Genomic DNA, 21208 nt, shown 5'->3' with positions numbered 1-21208 from the left:
CGTCAGACGTAGAAGTCGAGCTCTTCCTGCTTCTTCAACAGGTCGCGCATCCGGTAGGGGTCCTCACCGAAGAAGTACACCAGACCCCAGTGGGTGCCGAACGCGGTCCTCTTGGTGACGGTCTCCTCGAGCGGAGTCGAGAGGTCGTGCGACTCGTAGTAGTCGTCGTCCTCGGTCTCCTCGGGGATCTCCAGGTCGCTGACGACGCGGCGGCGCGGGTAGACCCCGAAGCAGCCGGCGACCCCGGACGCGTCGACCACCTCGCGCGGGAAGAAGGCGTCGATCTCCTCCTCGGTCGTCTTCGGGTCGAAGGCCAGCACCAGCCCATGGTAGGCGTTGAACCCGTATGCCCGCTCCAGCAACTCGAACACCTTGAATCCGGGCGGCCGGTAGGCGACCTCGCCGAAGTACATCTCGCCGTCACTGGTGACGAAATACTCTGGGTGTACGAAGCCGAACTCGATGTCGAAGGTCTTGATGAGCTTCTCGATCTGCGCCGTGATCTGCGGGCGGTACCGCTCCAGTTCCGGGGTTGCCGGCACGAACACCGAATAACCCAGCGTGACGTATTCGGAGATGTTGAGGAACTTGATCTTCCCGTTGTGTACCCACGCCTCGACCGCGAACTCCCAGCCATCGAGGTGGGATTCCATGAGGACCGGGAACTCTTCGTCCGGAATCGTGTCGATCTCGTCCGGGGTGCGGATGACGCGGTGCCCGAGGCATCCCGCCTTGTCGAACGCCTTGAGATGGATCGGGTCGTTCGGGTCGCCGTCCAGCTTGAGCAGGGTCTGGTTGACGCGCTTGAGGAAGCGGATCACGTCGTCCCGGTCGTGGGCTTCCTCGAATATCCCGACCCGGATGCCGCCGAGTTGCGCGCGGCGCTTCATCAGTGCCTTGTCCCGCAGGAGCATGGCCTGACCGTACAAACGCGGGTTGTTCAGCAGGACGGAGTTGATCGCCCCTGCCCATTCCACCGTTTCCTCGAACAGCGGGATCGCGACGTCGACCCCCTCGTTCTGAAGAGTCTCGGCGATTTCCATGGAGCGGTCGTTGAGCCGTTCGAAATTCCACGGCACGTAGGGGATGCCGTGCTCGACGCAGTACTCCTCGGCCCACTCCGGCGCCACGACGACGTATCGCCGGTCGAACCGGTCGAGGGCTTCCACCGCGTTGAGACTCCAGCCAAGTAGTGCTACATATCCTTTGTCCGGGTTCTTGGTGGTCGGTTCGACTTGTGGCATAGGCAGTTTCTCCTTCGGCGCGTGCGCTCATCGACGGCGTGACGTGCGCCTACCCGGTGATCTGCCGCGCAAGCAATTCACCTCCGTGTGTGGGGTTTCGCGGCGAAGCGACGCGGACCGGCACCGCCGGTCCGCGTCGGCATCCCCTCGGGGCCGGGCCGCCTGATAAATAATGTGCCAAGCGCGCCATCGCGCCCATTACGCCGCGGCGCGCACCTCCTCGGCGGCGTCGCCGTGGAGCGCCACGCGGACCAGGGCCGCGGCGAGCCGGGGGAGGTCCTTGCCGGACACCAGCTTCTCCAGGGACGCGGCGCTCTTCGGCAGGCCGACGCGCTCGGCGCCCTCCTGCGCCTTCCGGTCGAAGTACGGGGCGAACTCCGGCCAGACGCCCTGCGCCTCCCGCAGGAAGATGTCGACCCCGGCCGGTCCGATGCCGGTGATCTCCCGCAGCAGCTTCCGCGGGTCCCCGGCGTCGCGCAGCCGCCGCAGATCCCCGCCGTACTCGCGCAGCAGCAGCTCGGCGGCCTCGCCGAGCTGGGTCGCGGTCCGCTCGTCGTAACGGCGGTAGCCGCCCTCGCCCAGCGCGTCGACGCGCTGCTGCCAGGTGGCGTCGGCCATCTTCCGTGGATCGCGCATCCCGGCGTCGAAGAGGGCGCGCGCGGAGGCCACCGCGATGTCCGCCTTGATCCGGGCGGACAGCAGATGGGCCAGCACCAGCAGCTGGTAGAGGGAGCCGGGGGTGTTCCGCAGGGTGATTCCGGCCTCGGCCGCGTAGGTCGTGCCCTGCCGGTCCAGCAGACTGCGTACCACGCTCGCGTTCTTGTCGCTCTTGTCCTTCTCGCTCATGTCGGAGCCCACCTCCTCGCTGAGGTCCTGTGGCGACGGACGGCCCCCGCGAGTGCCCGCCGCGGAGCGGTTCACTCCGGTCACTCCGGCCCGCTCCGCATGATCTTCCAGATGCGGGTGGCCACCTGGAGGTTGAGCCTGCTGTCCACGTCCGTCAGATCGCTGCCGCTGATCTCGCGGATCCGCTGGAGCCGGTAGCGCAGCGTGGAGCGGTGGATGACCAGGGCGGCGGCCGTCTCGCTGTAGTTGCCGCCGCGGTCGAAATACGCGGTCAGCGTCTCGACCAGGGCCGTCCGGTGCAGCGCGTCGTAGTCCAGCAGCGGGCCCAGCCACTCCCGTACGAACTGCTCCACCTCCCGCTGATCCTTTCCGGTGCGCAGAATGCGGTACAGGCCCAGGTCGTCGAAGAAGGTGATGCCGTACGCGCTGTGCGAACCCTGCCGGACCTCCAGCGCGCGAAGCGCCTCCTGATACGAACGGGGGACCTCGTGCGGGGCGTCGCAGCGGCCGCCGACGCCGACCGCCCCGGCCGGTGAGCCCAGCTCCCGGCTGAGCGCCGCGTGCAGCGCGCGCTCGGCCGGACGGCCCCGCGCCACCAGCACCGCCGTACCGGAGCGGCGGGTCGGCAGCACCCGCAGCCCCAGCCCCGAGGCCGCCCGGCCGACGGCGCGCAGGAAGCCGTCGTCCGCCGGTCCGTCCGCCCAGCGCACGGCGACCACATGGTGCGGACCGTGCAGATCGTGGCCGACCGCCTCGGCTCGGGCGTAGGCGCTGGTGTCGTCCGCGCCCGTGAGCAGGTCGTCCACCAGCTCGCGCCGCAGCCGCAGCTCCAGTTCGGCCAGCTCCCGCAGATGCGCCAGCTCCAGGGCGAGCGCGGACGCGGCCTGGTCCAGGGCGCGTACGGCCCGCTCGTCGGCCCGGCCCTCGGGGTCCAGCAGGCACAGCGCGCCCAGTGGCTCGCCCCGCGGCGTGGCGACCGCGACCAGCCGGTCCCGTACCCGGGCCGGGCGGGACCGGCGGGCGGTCTCGCGCAGCAGCTCCTCGCGCTGCGCCGGATCCGGCTTGGGGTACGGATCGGGGCGCCCGGGGCCCGCCCAGGCCCGCAGATTGCCGAACCGGTCCTCGACGGCGGCGGGCAGGCCGGTGACGCGGTGCAGCGCCCGGGCGATACCCGCCTCGCCGTCGCCGCGGGCGCCGGCCCGGGCCAGGGCGTCGTGCACCTCGTGCAGATGGCCCAGGTCGGAGAGGGCGCGGTCCAGCCGCCGCCGGATCGCCTCCCGCTCGCCCCGGGCCCGGCGCAGCTCGGCGGCCTGGGCGCGCTCCCGGCGGTGGGCGGCGGCGATGGACAGCGCCGCGGAGGTCTGGTGCACCAGGAGGGACAGCAGGAACCGCTCGTCCTCGCCCGGCCGGTCACGGGAACTGACCACCAGCGCGCCCCGCAGCCCGTTCGGCGCGTGCTGCCCGTCGGACTCGTGCGGCCCGTCCGGCTCGCGCAGGGCGAACGCCCACCCCCAGCCCCGCCGGGGGAAGCGCACCGGCCCGTCCCGGCCCGCCAGCTCCCGGACCCGCGCGTCCAGGGCCGGGGTCGCCCGGAAAGCGTCGCCGGGGCAGCGCACCAGGCCGTCGCCGAGCAGCAGGTAGCCCGCCTCGGCGCGGCCCGCGCCGACGGTACTGACCTGGGCCATCGCCCGGCGCAGTATCTCCGCCTCGTCCCGGCTGTCGAACATGGCCAGACAGCGCAGCATCAGCTCATCGGCGACACCTGAGGGGGCCATGCGGTCCGGAGTACCCGTATCCGGGCGAATCACCGCAAGAGGGCAAATTAGGGACCGTAATTTCGACCTCGGGGACGCAGGCGCACCGTCGTCCCGCCTTGCCACCCTGACGGGGTGGGCCTCGGTCCCGCCAATGGTCCGGCCAATGTCGCCCGCTACGGCAAGGAGGGTGAACGCCATGGCCATCGATCCCGACCCCCATCTGTCCATGGTGCGCCCGGTCGCCCCGCGGACCCCGGAGGGATGCGAGGAGTGCCTGCGCCTGGGATCGCCCTGGGTGCGTCTGCGGCTCTGCCTGACCTGCGGACACGTCGGCTGCTGCGACTCCTCCCCGCTCGAGCACGCCCGCGCCCATGCCGCCGCGGCGAGCCATCCCATCGTCGAGCCCCTGGAAACGGGCGAGGAATGGCGGTGGTGCTACGTCCACGAGGCCCTGGTCCGACCCGCAGAAAACCATCACCACGCAGGATCACGGAGGTGAAGGACGATGAGCATGCCCGTCCGACGAAACCGGGGCGCAGGCCCCCTCGAACGCCCCCGGGGCTGGAGCCGCAACCCGCTGGCGGAATTCGACGAACTGCTCAGCCAGATGGGCGGACTCCTCGAATCCACCGTCGGCGCCGCCGCACCCGGCCCCTCGGTGTGGGCGCCCGCCGCCGACGTCACCGAGGCCGACGACGCCTACCGGGTCGAAGTGGACCTCCCCGGCGTCCGGCGCGACGACGTGGACGTGGAGGTGAGCGGCCAGGAGCTGACCGTCTCCGGCGAGATCGGCGAACGCGAGCGCGAGGGCGTGCTGCGCCGGAGCACCCGCCGCACCGGCCGCTTCGAGTACCGGATGCTGCTGCCCGCCGAGGTCGACACCGAGGCCGTCCGGGCCGGGATGGCCGACGGTGTGCTCACCATCACCGTCCCGAAGGCGGAAGCCGTGAAGCCCCGTCATGTCGAGATCACCGAGAGCGGGGAGACCGGTGGCGGGCGGCAGGCCGAAGCCGGGAGAACGCGCGTGACGGATGAGGCCGCTGAGGGCACCGAGGCCCAAGGGGCCGATAAGTCCCGCACATCCGGCTGGGGGTTCCGCGGCCGCGACCGCTGAACCCCACCTCTTCACGGCGGCGCCCCACCCGGGCGCCGCCGACCGATGCCCGGCTTCTCCCGGCTTCTCCCGGCTCCGCGGGTACATCCGGATGGCCAATGTCCATTTTTCCTTTCCCCAGCCAACGGTTGATCAGTAATCTCGCCTCAGCAGCGGGTTGCCCTGCCGCTCGTCGTCGTGCTCCACTGCCCCGAGGACGCGGACGACCCCGAGGGCGGCCCCGGAAGCCGGAAGAGGGCGAAGGAAGTGCGGGACTTGGAAGCCACCTGGCGGCCGGCGGGCATCTACGCCACAAGCGCGGACATCGACGCCACGGGCGAGGACGAACCAGCCCGAGGCGGCGTCCCCCCGGCGAGGCGTGCGATATGACCTCCACGCCGGGCGGGCCGAGACGTCGGGACGGCGCCGGGGACGCCGAGGCGGACCACGACAGGCTGCGGCGGTTCGCGGCGATCTGGAGCCGGGCCGTCCACCCGATGGCGGCCACCGCCATGAGCCTTGACGCGTTCGAGAGCTATCTGCTGCCGCTGGCCCACCGGCTGAGCGAGGCCCTGCACACCGAGCCCTTCGACACCGCCGACGCCTACGAGGTGGGCGCCGCCCTGGTGAACGCCCAGTGCGACGAGCCCGAGGCGCTGCCCGCGATCCTGGGCATCATCGACGCGTATCTGGCGCCCTACTCCCCGCCGGACCCGGCGATGAGCGACGAGGACGTACGGGCCCGCTGCGCCCGGCTGCAGCACGCGCTCGCCGCCGGGTTCGTCCGGGAGCTGCGCGAGCGTGAGCGCGACGAGCGGAAGGCCGTCTCCCGCGCCGCGCTGACCGCGCGCATGGAGGCCGAGAAGGCGCTGCACGCGAGCGAGGCCAAGTTCCAGGCCGTGTTCGAGGGCGCGGTGATCGGTGTGGGGATCGCCGGGCTCGACGGCGAAGTCCTCGTGGTCAACGAGGCGATGGCCAGGATGTTCGGCGGTGCCTCCTTCTTCCGCCCCGGCCGCAACGTCACCGAGTTCGTCCACCCCGACGACGCCCCGGGCGTCCACGAGATGTACCGCGAGCTGGTGATGGGAGAGCGCGACCACTTCCGCATCGAGAAGCCGCACTACCGCGACGACGGCAGCGTGCTGTGGACCAATCTCACCGTCACCCTGCTCCGCGACTCCGGCGGCGCGCCCCAATACCAACTCGCGCTCGCCGAGGACATCACCGAGCACCGACTGCTGCGCGAGCGGCTGCGCTACGAGGCCACCCATGACGAGCTGACCGGGCTGCCCAACCGCACGCTGTTCCTGGAACACCTCGACCAGGTGCTCGCCGCCGCGGCCGACGCCCAGCGCTTCGGCGTGTGCTACCTGGACCTCGACGGCTTCAAGGCCGTCAACGACAGCCTCGGGCACGTGGCGGGGGACCGGATGCTGCGGGCCGTCGCCGAGCGGCTCCAGGGGTGCGTGACCTCCCCGCACGAGCTGATCGCCCGGGTCGGCGGCGACGAGTTCCTGGCGCTGGTCACCGGGCCCGCCGCGCAGGCGGACGGCACGTCGATGGCCCGCCGGATGCTCGCCGCGCTCGCCGACCCCGTCCAGGTCGAGGGCCGTGAACTGCGGGTACGGGCCAGCATCGGCGTCGTCGACGGGCGGGCCGGCGAGCTGTCCCGGGCCGAGGTGCTGCGCAGTGCCGACATCACCATGTACCGGGCCAAGGCCGCGGGCGGAAACCGCTACGAACTCGCCGACGCCGACGAGAGCGCCCGGGTGATCGCCCGTCACAGCCTCAGCAATGGGCTGCCGTCGGCCCTGGAGAACGGCGAGTTCTTCATCGAGTACCAGCCGCTGGTGCGGCTCACCGACGGCACCGTACGCGGCGCCGAGGCGCTGGTGCGCTGGCTCCACCCGGTGCACGGGGTGCTCGGCCCCGACCAGTTCATTCCGCTCGCCGAGGACACCGGACTCATCGTGCCGCTCGGCCGCTGGGTGCTGGAGCAGGCCGCCCGGCAGGCCCGCGCCTGGCAGGACGCCGAGCGCGACGCCGAGCGGCTGCGGGTCAACGTCAATCTGTCGCCCTGCCAGCTGAGCCATCCCACCCTGGTGTCCGACACCGTGGCGGTCCTGAAGAACGCCGGGCTGTGCCCGAGCGCCCTGTGCCTGGAGGTCACCGAGAACGACCTCATCGGCGCCGACGAGGACGCTCTGCGGCCGCTGCGGCAACTCGCCGACCTGGGCGTGGACATCGCCCTGGACGACTTTGGCACCGGCTACTCCAACCTCTCCTACCTGCGCCGCCTCCCGGTCAGCACCCTCAAGCTGGACCGCTCCTTCACCCGTGGCATGCAGCGGGCCCCGGCCGACCCCGTCGACGTCAAGATCGTGGAGGGCATCGTCTCGCTGGCCCACACGCTCGACCTGGCGGTCACGGTGGAGGGAGTCGAGACGGCGGTGCAGGCCGAGCACCTGCGGACGCTGGGCTGCGACACCGCGCAGGGCTGGTACTACGCCCGCCCCGGCCCGCCGGAGCGGCTGCACACCCTGGCACTGGCCGACGCCAGCTGAGCGCCCGGCGGGCGGGTCGGCCGCCCGGCCCGCCCACGCCGCGCGCCCCTGCTCCGCCGCGTCCTGCTCCGGTACGCGCTACTCCGCCGCGTCCCGCTCCGGCGCCTCCAGCAGCCGGGAGCGGATCAGGAAGCGGACGCCCTCCGGCGCCTCCAGCGAGAAGCCGCTGCCGCGCCCCGGCACCACGTCCACCGTCAGATGCGTATGCCGCCACCGCTCGAACTGCGACGCGGACATCCAGAAGCCCACCGGCTCCCCGACCCCGGCCACCTCCAGCTCGCCGAGCAGCACATCGGACGCGCCCGTACGGAACTCGCCCAGCGGATAGCACATGGGCGCGCTGCCGTCGCAGCAGCCGCCCGACTGATGGAACATCAGCGGCCCGTGTTCCGCCCGCAGTCGGCGGATCAGATCGGCGGCGGACTCCGTCAGGGCGATGCGTGAGATCTCCGTCATCACAGGCACCCGCCTTCCCGTCTCGTGCCAGTAAGTTCGTGGCGGTGTCTCCGCCCAGTCAACTCCCCGGTACGTTGCGAGAGGGTTGCACGGGAGTCCGCCGCGCCATGTCCGGTCACGGGGGCCCGGCGTGGCGCGCGGGCTGGTGCTGTCCCGTGGCGTCCGTGTCGTTGAAGATCACTCCGGGCTTCGACGGTGTGTGGTTGAGCACCCACAGACCGATGAGCGTGGCCAGGGTGAAAACCACGGTGATCAGCACGGCGAGGACCAGTCGCCGTCGCCGTTCCCGGCGGCGCCAGTCGCCGCGCGCCGCGCGATAGGCGCCGGGCGTGGGGGACACCCCCTGAGCCAGCGCCCCCAGGGCTTCGCTGAGCTGTTGTTCCACGCCGACGGGGGAGGGCGGGGAAGGGGAATCGCTCATCGTCGGGACTCCATGACCTGGGTGAGGGCGGCAATACCGCGGGAGATGTGCGTTTTCACCGAGCCGGACGATATTCCCATCGCCTCCGCTATCTCTCCCTCCTTCAGGCCGAGCCAGTGGCGCAGCACCAGCGCCTCGCGCTGCCGGCGCGGGAGCTTCCCCAGCGCCGCGACGAGGATGCGCTGGTCGTCGCGGAGGAGCGCGGAGGCCTCCGCGGAGATCGCCGAATCGGCCGGCGGCTCGATGTGCTTCCGGGTGACCTGGAGATGGCGGATGCGCATACGGCTCAGATTGCAGACGACGGAGCGCAGATAGGACTCCGCGCACGAAGAATCGCGTAACTTACGCCATTTGCGGTAGATCTGGTAATACGCCTCGGCCACGATGTTCTCCGGATCGTCGGCGCCGAGCAGGGTGGCGAGTCGGAGCATGGGCATGTAGTGGAGATCGAACAGCCGGGACAGCGCGGCCTCGCGCTCCAACTCCTCGGTGTCGCCGGCCAAGGGCAGTTCGCCGTCCGTGGTGGGCACGGCTCCCGCGACGGCCGGCAACAGGGTGGGTTGCCCGTCCTGACGAGTCCGTTTCATGAACCGCTCGTTCCTCTCTCGGTGTGGTGCCTGGCGATCAGCCGGGGCGGTAGCGCGGTGGCGTCCGTGCCGCGGGGGGTCCCCGCGCGGTCGAACACCACGGTGAGCACGACCGCGACCCCGAGGTTGAGCAGGACGGCTGCGAGCCCCGCGTAGACCTCCAGATCGTGGCCGCCGAACGTGAGGGGCACAACGGCGGAGAAGCCCTGGGTGACGGCCATCGCCGTGCCCGACACCATGCCCGCGCCCCAGCCCGCGAGCAGGGCCCGGTGGTGCAGCCGCCGGGTGTAGAGACCGATGGCCACGGCGGGGAAGATCTGCAGGATCCAGACTCCGCCCAGCAGCTGCAGGTTGACGGCTCCCTGGTCCCGCAGCCCGAACGCGACGGCGACCGCGGCCGCCGTGACGGTCGGTGTCGCCACCCGGGCGATCCGCACCTGGCGCTTGGGCGTGGCGGTCGGCTGGAAGTACTCGGCGTAGATGTCGCGGGCGAACGAGGTGGCCGCTCCTATCGACAATACCGCGGCCGGCACGAGTGCCCCCACGGCGAACGCCCCGAAGACCAGGCCGGTCAGCGCCGTGGGCATCAGATGGCCCACCAGCAAGGGGACGGCCGCCTCGGCCCGGCCCGGGGGCGTGCGGACTCCGGCGGCGAGGGCCGCGAGGCCGAGCGTTCCGAACAGGCCGAGCACCGCCGTCCAGGCCGGCAGGGCGACCGATGCCCGCCGCAGGGCCTTGGGGTCCGCGGCGGCGAAACCCGCGGTGAGCACGTGCGGGTACATCAGCAGGGCCGGCGCCGACCCCAGCGCCAGCGTGGCGAACGCCCCCCGCTGATGCGGGGCGAGCGTCAGCGACACGTCGCCGGACGCCCGCGCCGCCAGGTGGTGCGCCGCCGAGTCGAAGATCGGCCCGGCGCCGCCCAGCCGGGTGAGGGCGAGCGCTACCAGGGCGACGACGGAGCACAGGACGGCCAGCCCCTTCCAGGCCGAGATCACGGTGGGGGCGCGCAGTCCATGGCGGCAGGTCGCCACGACGAGCCCGGCGAACAGGGCGACCACCAGAAGATCGCTGGACAGGCCCCCCGGGCCGAGTGCGCCGGCCGCCAGCACGGCCTGGATGCCGAGCAGTTGCAGTGCCAGATACGGCATGGTCGCCAGGATCCCGGTGAGGGCGACCATCAGCGCCAGCCGCGGCGAACCGTAGCGGCCCCGGACGAAGTCGGCCGCCGTCACGTAGTCATGGCGGCGGGCCACCCGCCACAGCCGGGGCAGCAGGGCGAAGGCGAGCGGACAGACGATCACGGTGTAGGCGAGGGCGAAGAAGCCCGAGCCGCCCTCGGCGTACACCAGGCCCGGCACCGCGGTGAAGGCGTACGAGGTGAAGATCGTGCCGCCCAGCAGCAGCCATGTCCACCCGGGCCCCAGGCTCCGGTCGGCCAGTGCCCAGCCGCCGAGCGAGGGCAGGTCGTCGCTGCGGTGGAACCTCCCCGCCGGCGCGGCCAGCAGCGATGCGGCGCCGATGACCGAAGCGAAGGCCACAAACATGGAAGTTTCCGTCATTCATCCCCGTTTCGATGGCCATGTCCACGAGCCGTCCCTACCCAGTTGCGCGAGGACGCCGGTTCGATGACAGGAAACTTCGGCGAAAGTTCCGAGAAATCTCCTGTCAACCTCTTCGCCTCGTTGAGCAACCCTCTCCACAGACCGTGGGGCAACCGGCCAGCGGCAGGGGCGGAGGAAGCAGGGGGCGCCAGTGACAGTCAGCGGGCAGCGGCTCACCCGGGTGACGGCGGAGGACGGTTTCGACGGCGTGCGCGTCGAGGCGGCAGGGCCTCTCAGGGACTACCTGACCAGCGCCGACGAAGGCGCCGCCGACCGGGAGGCCGCACGGGCCGACCTGGCGCCGTTGGTGCGCGAACACCTCGACGACGGGGCCGGAGTGCTGGTCCTGACGGGGCTCCCCGCCGACCGGGAGCGCGCCGAGCGGGCCGTGCTGCGCGCCACCCGGCTGATCGGCGAGCCCCTCCCGCAGAACCGCGAAGGCACCCTCGTCCGGGAGGTACGGGACCGGGGGATGAGCATCAGCCAGCGGGGGCGCACCCGGTACTCGGACTCCCGCTTCGGCGGCGACCTGCACACCGACGGCGCGGAGGCACCGCTGCCCGCCCCGGACGTGTTCACCCTCTTCTGCGTACGCCAGTCCCTGCGAGGCGGCGCCCTCCAGTGCCTCCACGTTCGGGACGTGGTGCGGGCGCTGGAGCCGGAGGTGCTGGACACGCTGCGCGCTCCCTTCCGCTTCGACCGGCGCGGCGACCAGCAGCCCGGCGAGGACCCTACGACCGCCAAGCCCGTGCTGTTCACCCAGCGGGATCGCCCGGCCATCACCTACCTGCGCAGCTACATCGAGCACGGCCACGACCATCCGCACGTGCCCGCGCTCACCGGTGCGCAGCGCACCGCGCTCGACGCGCTCGACGCCCTGATCGCCTCCAGCACCACGCTCCTGACCGGCAAGCTGCGGGAAGGCGAACTCGCTCTGTTCGACAACCTCTCGCTGCTGCACGGCCGCACCGAGTTCACGGACGAGCCCGACCACACCAGGCTCCTCCTGCGCACCTGGATACGTCGCACCACCGCAGCGTCATGACGGCCGGACGGATACCGTCCGCCCCGGACGTCGTCGTGGCCCCCAACTGCATGCGGGGATACGCCTCGGCCGCCGAGGTGGCCGAGGCGCTGGCCGCGGGGGTCCGCCGGGCCCGGCCCGGAGCGGACGTGGCGCTCCGGCCCCTCGCCGACGGCGGTGACGGCACCCTCGACGCCCTGTACGCGGCGTGCGGGGGCAGCCGCCACCCGGTCGAGGCCGTCGATGTGCTCGGCCGGACCCGGAAGGCCCAGTGGCTGGCCCTGGACCGGCGGACCGCCGCGGTCGAGACCGCCGGGGTCTGCGGCCTGGGGGCGCTGCGGCCCCACGAACTGCGGCCGCTGGAGGCGGCCTCGACCGGGGCGGGCCAGGCGATCGCCGCCGCCGTGGCGGCCGGGGCCACCACCGTTCTCCTCGCGCTCGGTGGCACGGCCGTGGTGGACGGCGGCGGCGGCGCGCTCGCCGCGCTGGGCGCACGCTTCCTGGACCGCGACGGCCGCGACGTGGCGCCCGGACCGGCGGGCATGGTCGAGGCGGTGCGTGTGGACCTGGCGCCCGCGCGCCGCCTGATGTCCGGCGTGACGTTGCGTCTGCTGGCCGACGTGCGCACGCCCCTGTCGGGCAATCTGGACTCCTTCGGCGCCCAGAAGGGCATCACCGAAGCGAACCGTCCCGTGGCGGTCCGGGCCCTGCGGCACCTGGCCGCGCTGCTCACCGACGCCGGTGATCCGGGGGCCGGGACACGGTTCCGCAACCCCTGGTACGGGGCGGGCGGCGGCATCGGCTTCGGACTGTCGGCGGTGGCGGACACGACGGCGGGCAGCGGCGCGGAGACGCTGCTGGAGATCACCGATCCCCACGACAGCATCCGTACCGCACCGCTGGCGCTGACCGCCGAGGGCGCCGTCGACGCGGCGACCTGGCAGGGCAAGCTGCCCGGCACCGTCGCCCGGCTGCGCCGGGAGCGGGGGCTGCCCACCGCTCTGGTCGCCGCCCGCGCCACCGGGACCGGGGCCGACCCGCTGATCACGACCCACCTGATCGCCGACCCGCCGCCCGCGCACCCGGTGACCGGGGACGCGCTCCGGGAAGGGCTCGCGCGGGCCGCCGAGGCCGCCTGCCGGACCTGGGCGGACCGCCCGACCTGACGAGCCGCCGGGCGAAGCACCAGGCGATCACTCACCGACGCGGCACCGCACCGCGCTGTGACAACCCGTGACACCTCTCCTCCCTGGAGCGACATGAACCGAAGTGACGGCACCGACCGGGCTCTGGTGGTCGGCAGGAAACCGCTGACCGAATTCGTCGTCGAGGCGCTGGTCTCGGTCGGCGCCGACAAGGCGGACGCCATGCTCACCGCCGACGTCCTGATCGCCGCCGACCTCGCCGGAGTCGACAGCCATGGCGTCGCCCGGCTCCGCCGCTACGTCGAAGGACTGCGCAACGGCACGATCAACGGCGCCGCCCGGCCCCGAGTCGTCCAGGAGACCGGCGGTGTGAGCGTCGTCGACGCGGACAACGGACTGGGCCAGCCCGCCCTGTGCTTCGCCCTCGACCTCGCCGTCGAACGCGCCGGGGAACACGGAGTCGCGGCCGTCGCCGTCCGCCGCTCGAACCACATCGGCATCGCCGGCTGGTACACCGAACGCGCCGCCCGGGCCGGCGCCTTCGCCCTGGTGACCACCAACGCCACACCCCAGGTCGCGCCCACCGGCGCCGCCGAGCCCATGTTCGGGACGGACCCGGTCAGTTACGCACTGCCCACCACGGGCGAACCGCTCGTCTACGACGCGGCGACCAGCATCGTCCCGCGCGGCAAGCTGGAACGGCTGGAACGGGAGGGCCGCCCCATGCTCGCCGGCTGGGCCGTGGGCCCGGACGGCGCCACCTCCACCGACATCCCCCGGGTCGTCGCCGGCCTCAAGGCCAGGGAGGGCTACGCGCTGCTGCCCGTCGGCGGGCTCGGCGAGGAGCACGGCGGCCACAAGGGCTCCGGCATCGGCCTCCTCGCCGAACTGCTCTGCGGACCCCTCACCGGAGCCAGCTGGAGCCGGCACACCTACGGCCCGCAGGGCGCCGACCTCGGGCAGTTCGTGCTGTGCCTGGACCTCGCGGCGCTGGGCGACGCCGGGCACATCGCCCGGGCCGTCACGGCGATGACGGACGAGATCCGCGCCGCCCGGCCCGCCGACGCGGACGTTCCGGTGCGGCTGCCCGGGGAGCGCCGCCACCGGTCGTCACGGGAACGGTCGGCGCACGGCATACCGCTGCTGCCGCCCGTCGTCCGGGACCTGGGGAAGATCGCGGAACTCATCGGGATCAAGCCGCTCGGCGCGCGGGACGGCCGCCCGTGAACAGCGGCCCCGGCGGCGCCCCGCTCGCCCTCTCCCCGCACCACCGGCCGGACGGCCCGGCGCCGGCGCTGATAGACCTGGCGTCCGGCCAGATCGTGGAGCCGCTGCCCGGCCCGGTCCGGGACGCGATCACCCGGGCCATGAACTCCCCGCGCGCTTCCGCGTATCCCCCCGGGCCCGGCCTGCCGGAGCTGCGTACCGCCGTGGCCGGCCACTACGCGCACCGCACCGGCGCGGTGGTGGACCCCGAGGGCGTCACGATCACCGCCGGGGCGCGGCACGGCCTGTTCGCCGCCCTCGCGGCGGTGGCGCGGGGGCGCGAGGTCCTCGTGCCCGCCCCGCACTGGAGCCACTACCCCGCCGTCGTGCGGCAGGCGGGCGGCTCGCCGGTCACCGTGCCCGGCGACCCCGGGCACGCCCTGCTCGCCGACCCGGCGCGCCTGGAGGCCGCCCGTACGCCCCGCACCGCGGCCGTCCTGGTCAACAGCCCGGTCAACCCCTCGGGCGCCTGTTACGGCCCGGAGCGCATGCGCGCGCTGCGCGCCTGGGCGGCCGAGCGCGGCGTATGCCTGATCGTCGACGACATCTACTGGGCGTACGGCGACGAGATCGACACGGATCTGCGGCCCGGGCCCACCGAGATCGTCGTCGGCGGAGTCTCCAAGGTGCACGCCCTGGCGGGCCTGCGCATCGGCTGGGTGTGGGCGGATCCGGACCGGGCCGAGGCGGTGCGGGACACCGTCGAGCACACCACCGGACCCGTCTCGGGACCGGCGCAGACCGCCGCGGCGGCCGTGCTGCGTCAGGAGACGGACACGTGCACGGGCGACGCCCCGACGGGGGTGGGCGTCGCCCGGCGCGTGGCAGAACTGGCCGGGCAGCGCGCCCGGGCGGTGCGGGCCATGACGGCGGTGCCGTATCTGCGGCCGGTCCCGCCCGCCGGGGGCATCTACCTCTGCCTCGACGCCTCGGAAGCCCTGGCGCGCGGGCTGCTGGGGGCCCGGAACGACCAGGAACTGTGTGCGGCGCTGCGGCGCCGGGCAAGCGTCGGCCTCCGCGCGGGCTCGACGTTCGGCATGCCCGGTCACCTGCGGCTGTGCGTCGCCGAAAGTCATGACGTCCTGCTCACCGCTGCCCGCCGGCTGACCGCCTGTCTGACGGCGGCCGCGGATCACCTTGCCGACTGACTGAAGGGGGAACCCGATGAGCATCGCTCCGTACGCTCCATCCACCACGACCACCCTGCCCGCCCCGCGCGCGGCCGCGCTCAGAGACGCCTTCGCGAGCGGCCGTCTGATCAGAGCGGCCGGCGCACACGACGGCCTGTCGGCCCGGCTCGCGGAGGAATCCGGGTTCGACGCCGTGTGGGCGTCCGGTCTCGAGATCTCCGCCGCGCACGGCCTGCCCGACGTCAGCCTGCTCGGCATGGCCGAGTACCTGGCCGGAGCCGTCGCCATGCACCGTTCGGTGGAGGTGCCGGTGGTCGCCGACTGCGACACGGGGTTCGGCGGCAGCCTCAACGCCGCGTACACGATGATGCGTTACGAGGAGGCGGGCGTCGCCGGCGTCTGCATCGAGGACAAGATCTTCCCCAAGCGGAACAGCTTCGTGAACTCCGGTCAGAAGCTCCTGGGCGTGGAGGAGTTCGCCACCAAGCTGGAGGCCGCCAAGAGGGCCCAGGTATCGACGGACACGGTCCTGATCGCCCGGACCGAGGCGTTCATCTGCGGGCTCGGCCTCCAGGAGGCGCTGACCCGCTGCCACGCCTATGTCGACGCCGGGGCCGACGCCGTCCTGGTCCACTCGAAGGCCGTGGACTCCCACGAGGTCATGTCGTTCATGCGGGAATGGGAGCACCGGGCGCCGGTCGTGGTGGTCCCGACCACGTACGCCGACTTCTCCGCCGACGAGGCGCGAGAGGCGGGCATCGCCATGGTCATCTACGCCAACCAGGGGATGCGGGCGGCGATCACCGCCATCAGGGACACCTGGGCCACCGTCCTCGCGCAGGGGTCGACCGCCGCGGTGGAACCCCGTATCGCCTCGGTCAAGGACATCTTCGCCATCTCCGGGATGGACGCATGGCTGGAGATGGACCGATGAGCGGGCAGCTCACCGCCGAGGAGTTCGTCGACGCCCTCCGCGCGCACGGCGTGCGCGGCGTGGCGGGGGTCCCGTGCGGTCACCTCGCCGGTCCGTGGGCGCTGTTCGACAGGGCGGGGGACCTGACGCCCGCCGCCTCCGAGGGGGCCGCCCTCGCCCTGGCGGCGGGCTGGGAACTGGCGGGCCGGACGTCGGCCGTCCTCTGCCAGAACTCCGGGTTCGGCAACCTGATCAACCCGCTCACCTCCCTCCTGCTGCCCTACCGGGTGCCCCTGCTCATCGTCATGACCATGCGGGGCTGGCCGGATCCGGCCGACGACGAGCCGCAGCACGCGTCCATGGGCGCGTCCAGTATCGGGCTGCTGGAGACCTTGGACGTGCCGCACGCCGTGCTGCGGCCGGGCACGCTTCAGGACGCGCTCGGCCGGGCCGCCGAGGCACGGTCCCAGGGCCGCCCGTTCTTCCTGCTGGTGCCCCGGGGCGCCATCGGCAAGGTCTCCGGTGCGTACCGCGCCCCGGAGCCGGCCGCCGGCGACCGGCTCACCCGGCCGGGCGTCGTGTCCGCCCTCATGGCGGAGCTGACGGACGAACTGCTGGTCACCACCACCGGATACGTCTCGCGCCAGGTCCACCACGAGCGGGACCGGGAGAGCACCTTCTACATGCAGGGCTCGATGGGACACGCGTCGGCCGTCGGCGCCGGGATCGCCACCGCGCACCCGGACCGGCGCGCGGTCGTGCTCGACGGCGACGGTGCCTTCCTCATGCACCTGGGGACCGGGGCCACCATCGGCGCGAGCGGCGCCCGCAACCTCGCCCACATCGTCCTGGACAACGGCTGCTACGAATCCACCGGCTGCCAGCCCACCACCTCCGGCAGCATGGACTGGGCGGCGCTCGGCCGAGGGCTCGGCTATCGCACCGTGCTCACCTGCGACTCCGCAACGGATCTCGTCGGGAGCATCCGCACCGCCCTGACCGCCGACGGCCCCGTGCTCCTCGCCCTCTCCGTCGTGCCCACCCCGGACGAGGTGCACCCGAGGGCCACCGCGTCCACCGGCCCGGTCGAGATCGCCGACCGCTTCCGCAAGGCCGCAACGGCCCCCGCGGACACGGACGCCCGCCCGGGAACGGGCGGCCCGGCCCGGGGGACGCGATGAGCCGGACGGCGGGGGGCCGGAGCCGGACCGGCACCACCCTGCTGGCGGGCCGGGGCAGCTTCGCCGAGGTGCCCGGCCTGTGCACGGGACGCCGGGTGCTGGTCGTCGCGAGCCGGGGGGCGCTGAACCGGGCCCCGGTCGCCGCCTGGCTGCCCCCGGACGCCCGGACGTTCACCGCCTTCCATCCCAACCCCACGGTCGGCCAGGCCGTCGAGGCGGCCCGGGCACGCCATGCCGCGGGCGCCGACCTGGTGGTGGGCATCGGTGGCGGCTCGGCCCTCGACGTCGCCAAGGCCGCACGGGCGCTGCCCGGCGACGCCACCGAGGCCGACGACGTCATCGCCGGCCGCAGGCCGGCCCCGGCGGACGGACCCGAACTGCTGCTCGTCCCCACCACGGCCGGCACCGGCAGCGAGGTCACGCAGTTCGCGACGCTCTACCGGGGGAGCCGCAAGGTCTCCCTCGACACCCCGGCGGCGCGCGCCGACATCGCCGTCGTGGACCCGGAGCTGACCGAGACCTGTGCTGCGGATCTGACCTGGACCTGCGCCTTCGACACCCTCGCGCACGCCGTCGAATCGCTGTGGTCGGTCCGCTCCACGCCCGGGTCCCGGCAGTGGGCGGCGCAGGCCCTGCGCGCACTCGTCCCCGTACTGCGGAACGCGGACGACCTGCCGGGCCGGGCGGAACGGGACGCCCTCAGCCGGGCCGCCACGCTGGCGGGACGGGCCATCGACATCACCCGGACGACGGCCGCCCACGCCATGTCCTATCCCCTCACCGCCCATCTGGGCATCCCGCACGGCCTGGCCTGCGCGCTCAACCTCACCTGGCTGGCCCCCCTGGTGGAGGGCGCGGAGCCCGGGCGGGTGACCGACCCGCGCGGCCCCGCGGCCGTACGGGAAGCGGTCGACGCGCTGCGCGCCCTCTTCGGGGCCGACGCCCGGGACACGGACCTGGCCGGAGTCCTGCGGTCCCTGCTCGACCGGCGCGCCCCGGGGCCGTACGCGGCCCGGGGCGGGACACCGCTCGACCTGCTCGTGGCCGAGGGCATGTCCTCGGACCGGATGACCGGCACGCCCGTACGCCTGGAGCGCCACCAGGTGCGGACGGGGCTGGACGCGATCCTGTGCGGCGACACCGGCGGAAAGGCGGACGCGATATGCGCAACTACCGGGTGACCGGTCCGGTCGAGGTGCCGGCGGCCACGCTGGCGGCCATGAACGGCCGGATGATCAGCCACCGCTCCACCGGGTTCCGGGACCTCTTCGGCGGCCTCGGGCCCCGGCTCGGCACGCTGTTCGGCACCACCGGGCCCGTCCTGACGCTGACCTGCTCCGGTACGGGCGGGCTCGAGGCCGCCGCCGCCTCCGTGCTACGTCCCGGGGACCGGGTGCTGTCCGTGCAACTCGGCTACTTCGGCGAGCGGTTCGCGGAGATCGCGGCACACCACGGTGCGGTGGTCGACGTGCTGGCCGCTCCCTGGGGGGAGATCGTGCCCACCGGGCAGATCATCGACCGCCTCGCGGTCGGCTACGACGCCGTCCTCCTCACCCACAACGAGACGTCCACCGGGGTCGTCGCACCGCTCGCCGAATGGGCGCGGGCGATCAGGTCGGTCAGCGACTGCCTGATCCTCGTCGACACCGTCAGCGGCCTCGCCGCCACCGAGATCGGCTTCGACGCCCTGGGTCTCGACGTCGCCGTGAGCGTGACGCAGAAGGCGCTCGCCTGCCCGCCGGGACTGGCGCTCGTCGCCGTCTCCGAGCGGGCGCTGGACCGGGCCGCGGAGCCGGGCGAGGGCTCGTACTACCTGAGCCTCGCGCGCGCCGCCGAGCACGCCCGGGAGGCGACGACGGCCTACACCCCCGCGCTGTCCGTGCTCTACGCCCTGGACGCGGCCCTCACCGCCATCGAGAAGGAGGGCGTCGAGGCCGTCTGGGAGCGCCATGCGCGGACCGCACGGCGATGCCGGGAGGCGCTGCGCGACCAGGGGCTGACGATCGTCCCCGACGAGGCGCACAGTTCCCCGACGGTGACCGCCGTACGGGTGCCGGGGGGGAGCGCGAAACACATCCGCCGGACCCTGGCCGCCGAGCACGACGTGTGGGTGTCCTCCGGGCGGGGCCCGTGGAAGAGCGAGGTGCTGCGCATCGGCCACATGGGGCCCGTCGCGGCCGCGGACATCGACGCGTGCGCCCGGGCGATCGGGCTGGCCACGGCCGCGCCGCCATCCGCCGCCCGCCGCGCGGGAGCCACTCCCGCCGCCCCCGCCTCCGGCGCGGCACCCGTCGTCCGCGCGGTCGGCACCGCCGAGGACCTGGCCCCGGACTGGGACGGCCTGGTCGCCCGGCTGGACGCCCCGCTCTTCCACACCCGGGCGTTCCTCACGGCGTACGAGCACCATCCCGTGCAGCGCATCAGCGAGCCGCGGTATCTGGAGGTCCGCAGGGGCGGCCAACTCGTCGCCGCCGCCCCCACCTACCTTCAGGGCGATCCGCTGGGCCTGCTGGGACTCGCCGACGGCGAGCAGGCCCTGCTCTCGCCGATGTGGCACTCCCCGGACTCCCGGCTGCTGGCCGACGACGACGAAGCGCTCGCCACGCTCAGCGCGGCGTTCGCCGCCCGCGCCGCGGAACTGGGGGCGCCGGTCTGGGGGTTCGTCAACCTCAGCGCCGACAACCCGATGCTGCGGACGCTGGAGCGGAACGGGTTCCGGCGCCAGGACCTGGTGCCCCGCTGGACGCTGCACCGGTCGGACGCGCCCGACGAGGCCACCTACCTGGCCGGCATGCGCAGATCGGTGCGGCGCGACTACGAGCGTCAGCTGCGCCGTTACCGGGAGCGGGGGCAGGTCCGGGTGCACGGGGCCGGCTACCAGGGGCTGGTGCCGCTGCTCGAACTCATCGCCGCCAGCGCGGCCCGCACCGGCTCGCCGAAGTACTACGACCCGCTGCGGCTGGCCGCCTTCCTGCGCGAACTCGACGAGCCGGTGCGGGTGGTGGAGATACGGGAGAACAGCGGCGAGCCGCTGGCGGTGGCGGTGTGCTTCCTGGAGGAGAAGCGGCTCCAGGCGTGGGCCGGGGGCTATGTGCGAGGCCGCACCGACCTCAAGTTCAGCCCGTACTACGCACTGTGGTGGGAGATCGTCGAGCTGATGCGGTCCTCGGGCGCCGAGTCCATCGAGTGCGGACGGCTGAACGAGACATTCAAGGAAAAGATGCTCCTTTCATCGCACCGCCTGGTCGCCATGATCGGCCCCACTCACCGACCCCGGAACTCAACGACCCTGGAAGAGGAACGCATATGACCGGCAATTCCCTGATCGACAGCCAGCTCGACTACTACCGGGCCCGGGCCGCGGAATACGACGCGACCTTCGTGCCGTACATGGACCCCGCGCTGGACTCCGTGCTGGAGCGACTGCGGGCGAAGAACATCCGGGGTGAGGTCCTGGAGCTGGCGAGCGGCACCGGCTACTGGACGCGTCATCTCTCCGGGCTCGCCGATCGCGTCACCGCGCTGGACGGCTCCGCCGAGATGATCGCCGAGGCCCGGCGGTACGCGCTGCCGAACGTCGACTTCCGGCAGCAGGACCTGTTCGACTGGACCCCCGAACGCCGCTGGGACGCGGTGTTCTTCGCCCACTGGCTCGCCCATGTGCCCGACGACAAGTTCGACGCCTTCTGGGCGGCCGTGGGCCGGGCCCTCCGGCCGGACGGCGTCGTGGAGTTCGTGGACGTCACCGACCACGAACGGCGCCTGGAGCAGAAGGACGACCAGGAGCCGGAGGTCGCCGTCCGCCGGAACCTGAAGGACGGGCGCAGCTTCCGCATCGTCAAGGTCTTCCGCAGCCCGGCACAGCTGGAGGAGCGGCTGACCGCCCTGGGCTGGACGTGCCGGATAGACGAGGTGCACCCGGGCTTCCTCTACGCCACCTGCCGTCCCGCCGCGCGATGACGCCCGGACACGACCACCGC

Annotated in this window: 19 protein-coding genes; 12 read left to right on the top strand and 7 right to left on the bottom strand. The window is 73.1% G+C overall.

Annotated elements, in window-relative coordinates; all coding sequences use genetic code 11:
- Positions 1–2: 2 nt before the first annotated feature.
- The 3 genes from ACH4SI_RS05260 to ACH4SI_RS05250 form a co-directional block, all read right to left on the bottom strand.
- Complete coding sequence (locus ACH4SI_RS05260) at positions 3–1169, bottom strand: acetyl-CoA carboxylase biotin carboxylase subunit family protein (protein ID WP_398292795.1); 1167 nt, start codon at positions 1167–1169, stop codon at positions 3–5.
- A 273-nt stretch (positions 1170–1442) separates the two neighbouring features.
- Complete coding sequence (locus ACH4SI_RS05255; protein WP_398292793.1) at positions 1443–2090, bottom strand: endonuclease; 648 nt, start codon at positions 2088–2090, stop codon at positions 1443–1445.
- 80 nt (positions 2091–2170) lie between these two features.
- Positions 2171–3865, bottom strand: coding sequence for a PucR family transcriptional regulator (locus tag ACH4SI_RS05250; RefSeq protein WP_398292791.1), 1695 nt, complete (start codon positions 3863–3865; stop codon positions 2171–2173).
- A gap of 178 nt (positions 3866–4043) precedes the next feature.
- On the opposite strand from ACH4SI_RS05250, the gene ACH4SI_RS05245 reads away from it, so the two are divergent.
- From ACH4SI_RS05245 to ACH4SI_RS05235, 3 genes are all read left to right on the top strand, one after another.
- Positions 4044–4346 (top strand): UBP-type zinc finger domain-containing protein, encoded by a 303-nt coding sequence (locus tag ACH4SI_RS05245; protein WP_398292789.1) that lies wholly within the window; start codon positions 4044–4046, stop codon positions 4344–4346.
- Between the two features lie 12 nt (positions 4347–4358).
- A complete protein-coding gene (locus ACH4SI_RS05240; protein ID WP_398292787.1) occupies positions 4359–4961 on the top strand; it encodes an Hsp20/alpha crystallin family protein in 603 nt (200 codons plus the stop codon).
- A gap of 365 nt (positions 4962–5326) precedes the next feature.
- Complete coding sequence (locus ACH4SI_RS05235) at positions 5327–7504, top strand: putative bifunctional diguanylate cyclase/phosphodiesterase (RefSeq protein WP_398292785.1); 2178 nt, start codon at positions 5327–5329, stop codon at positions 7502–7504.
- 78 nt (positions 7505–7582) lie between these two features.
- On the opposite strand, the gene ACH4SI_RS05230 is transcribed toward ACH4SI_RS05235, so the two are convergent.
- The 4 genes from ACH4SI_RS05230 to ACH4SI_RS05215 all read right to left on the bottom strand — a co-directional run bounded on the left by ACH4SI_RS05230 (position 7583) and on the right by ACH4SI_RS05215 (position 10527).
- On the bottom strand, positions 7583–7960 hold the full coding sequence (locus ACH4SI_RS05230) for a DUF779 domain-containing protein (protein ID WP_398292783.1): 378 nt from the start codon (positions 7958–7960) through the stop codon (positions 7583–7585).
- A gap of 115 nt (positions 7961–8075) precedes the next feature.
- The gene (locus tag ACH4SI_RS05225) at positions 8076–8381 is read right to left on the bottom strand and encodes a hypothetical protein (protein ID WP_398292781.1); all 306 of its coding nucleotides are present in this window, start codon (positions 8379–8381) and stop codon (positions 8076–8078) included.
- Positions 8378–8968 carry an RNA polymerase sigma factor gene (locus ACH4SI_RS05220; RefSeq protein ID WP_398292779.1) on the bottom strand — a complete coding sequence of 197 codons (591 nt, stop codon included), beginning with the start codon at positions 8966–8968 and terminating at the stop codon, positions 8378–8380. Before ACH4SI_RS05220 ends, ACH4SI_RS05225 begins: the two co-directional genes overlap by 4 nt.
- The gene (locus tag ACH4SI_RS05215; protein ID WP_398292777.1) at positions 8965–10527 is read right to left on the bottom strand and encodes a sodium:solute symporter; all 1563 of its coding nucleotides are present in this window, start codon (positions 10525–10527) and stop codon (positions 8965–8967) included. The genes ACH4SI_RS05220 and ACH4SI_RS05215 overlap by 4 nt, the downstream gene beginning before the upstream one ends.
- Positions 10528–10720: 193 nt before the next feature.
- On the opposite strand from ACH4SI_RS05215, the gene ACH4SI_RS05210 reads away from it, so the two are divergent.
- From ACH4SI_RS05210 to ACH4SI_RS05170, 9 genes are all read left to right on the top strand, one after another.
- Positions 10721–11614 (top strand): TauD/TfdA family dioxygenase, encoded by an 894-nt coding sequence (locus tag ACH4SI_RS05210; protein ID WP_398292775.1) that lies wholly within the window; start codon positions 10721–10723, stop codon positions 11612–11614.
- Positions 11611–12759, top strand: a complete 1149-nt coding sequence (locus tag ACH4SI_RS05205) for a glycerate kinase (protein WP_398292772.1) — start codon at positions 11611–11613, stop codon at positions 12757–12759. The genes ACH4SI_RS05210 and ACH4SI_RS05205 overlap by 4 nt, the downstream gene beginning before the upstream one ends.
- Before the next feature lie 93 nt (positions 12760–12852).
- On the top strand, positions 12853–13965 hold the full coding sequence (locus ACH4SI_RS05200) for an Ldh family oxidoreductase (protein WP_398292770.1): 1113 nt from the start codon (positions 12853–12855) through the stop codon (positions 13963–13965).
- Complete coding sequence (locus ACH4SI_RS05195; RefSeq protein ID WP_398292768.1) at positions 13962–15152, top strand: pyridoxal phosphate-dependent aminotransferase; 1191 nt, start codon at positions 13962–13964, stop codon at positions 15150–15152. Before ACH4SI_RS05200 ends, ACH4SI_RS05195 begins: the two co-directional genes overlap by 4 nt.
- Positions 15153–15168: 16 nt before the next feature.
- Entirely contained in the window at positions 15169–16068 is a 900-nt protein-coding gene (locus tag ACH4SI_RS05190; protein ID WP_398292766.1) for an isocitrate lyase/phosphoenolpyruvate mutase family protein, read from the top strand.
- Positions 16065–17228 carry a thiamine pyrophosphate-dependent enzyme gene (locus ACH4SI_RS05185; protein WP_398292764.1) on the top strand — a complete coding sequence of 388 codons (1164 nt, stop codon included), beginning with the start codon at positions 16065–16067 and terminating at the stop codon, positions 17226–17228. Before ACH4SI_RS05190 ends, ACH4SI_RS05185 begins: the two co-directional genes overlap by 4 nt.
- On the top strand, positions 17225–18409 hold the full coding sequence (locus tag ACH4SI_RS05180; protein WP_398292762.1) for a phosphonoacetaldehyde reductase: 1185 nt from the start codon (positions 17225–17227) through the stop codon (positions 18407–18409). Before ACH4SI_RS05185 ends, ACH4SI_RS05180 begins: the two co-directional genes overlap by 4 nt.
- The gene (locus tag ACH4SI_RS05175; protein WP_398292760.1) at positions 18391–20538 is read left to right on the top strand and encodes an aminotransferase class V-fold PLP-dependent enzyme; all 2148 of its coding nucleotides are present in this window, start codon (positions 18391–18393) and stop codon (positions 20536–20538) included. The genes ACH4SI_RS05180 and ACH4SI_RS05175 overlap by 19 nt, the downstream gene beginning before the upstream one ends.
- Complete coding sequence (locus tag ACH4SI_RS05170) at positions 20535–21188, top strand: class I SAM-dependent methyltransferase (RefSeq protein WP_398292758.1); 654 nt, start codon at positions 20535–20537, stop codon at positions 21186–21188. The genes ACH4SI_RS05175 and ACH4SI_RS05170 overlap by 4 nt, the downstream gene beginning before the upstream one ends.
- Positions 21189–21208: the final 20 nt, after the last annotated feature.

The sequence above is a fragment of the Streptomyces sp. NPDC021212 genome, from assembly GCF_044332925.1.
Lineage (GTDB): Bacteria > Actinomycetota > Actinomycetes > Streptomycetales > Streptomycetaceae > Streptomyces.
Note: the sequence above shows the minus strand (reverse complement) of the source record. Positions and strands in the feature narration are given on the sequence as shown.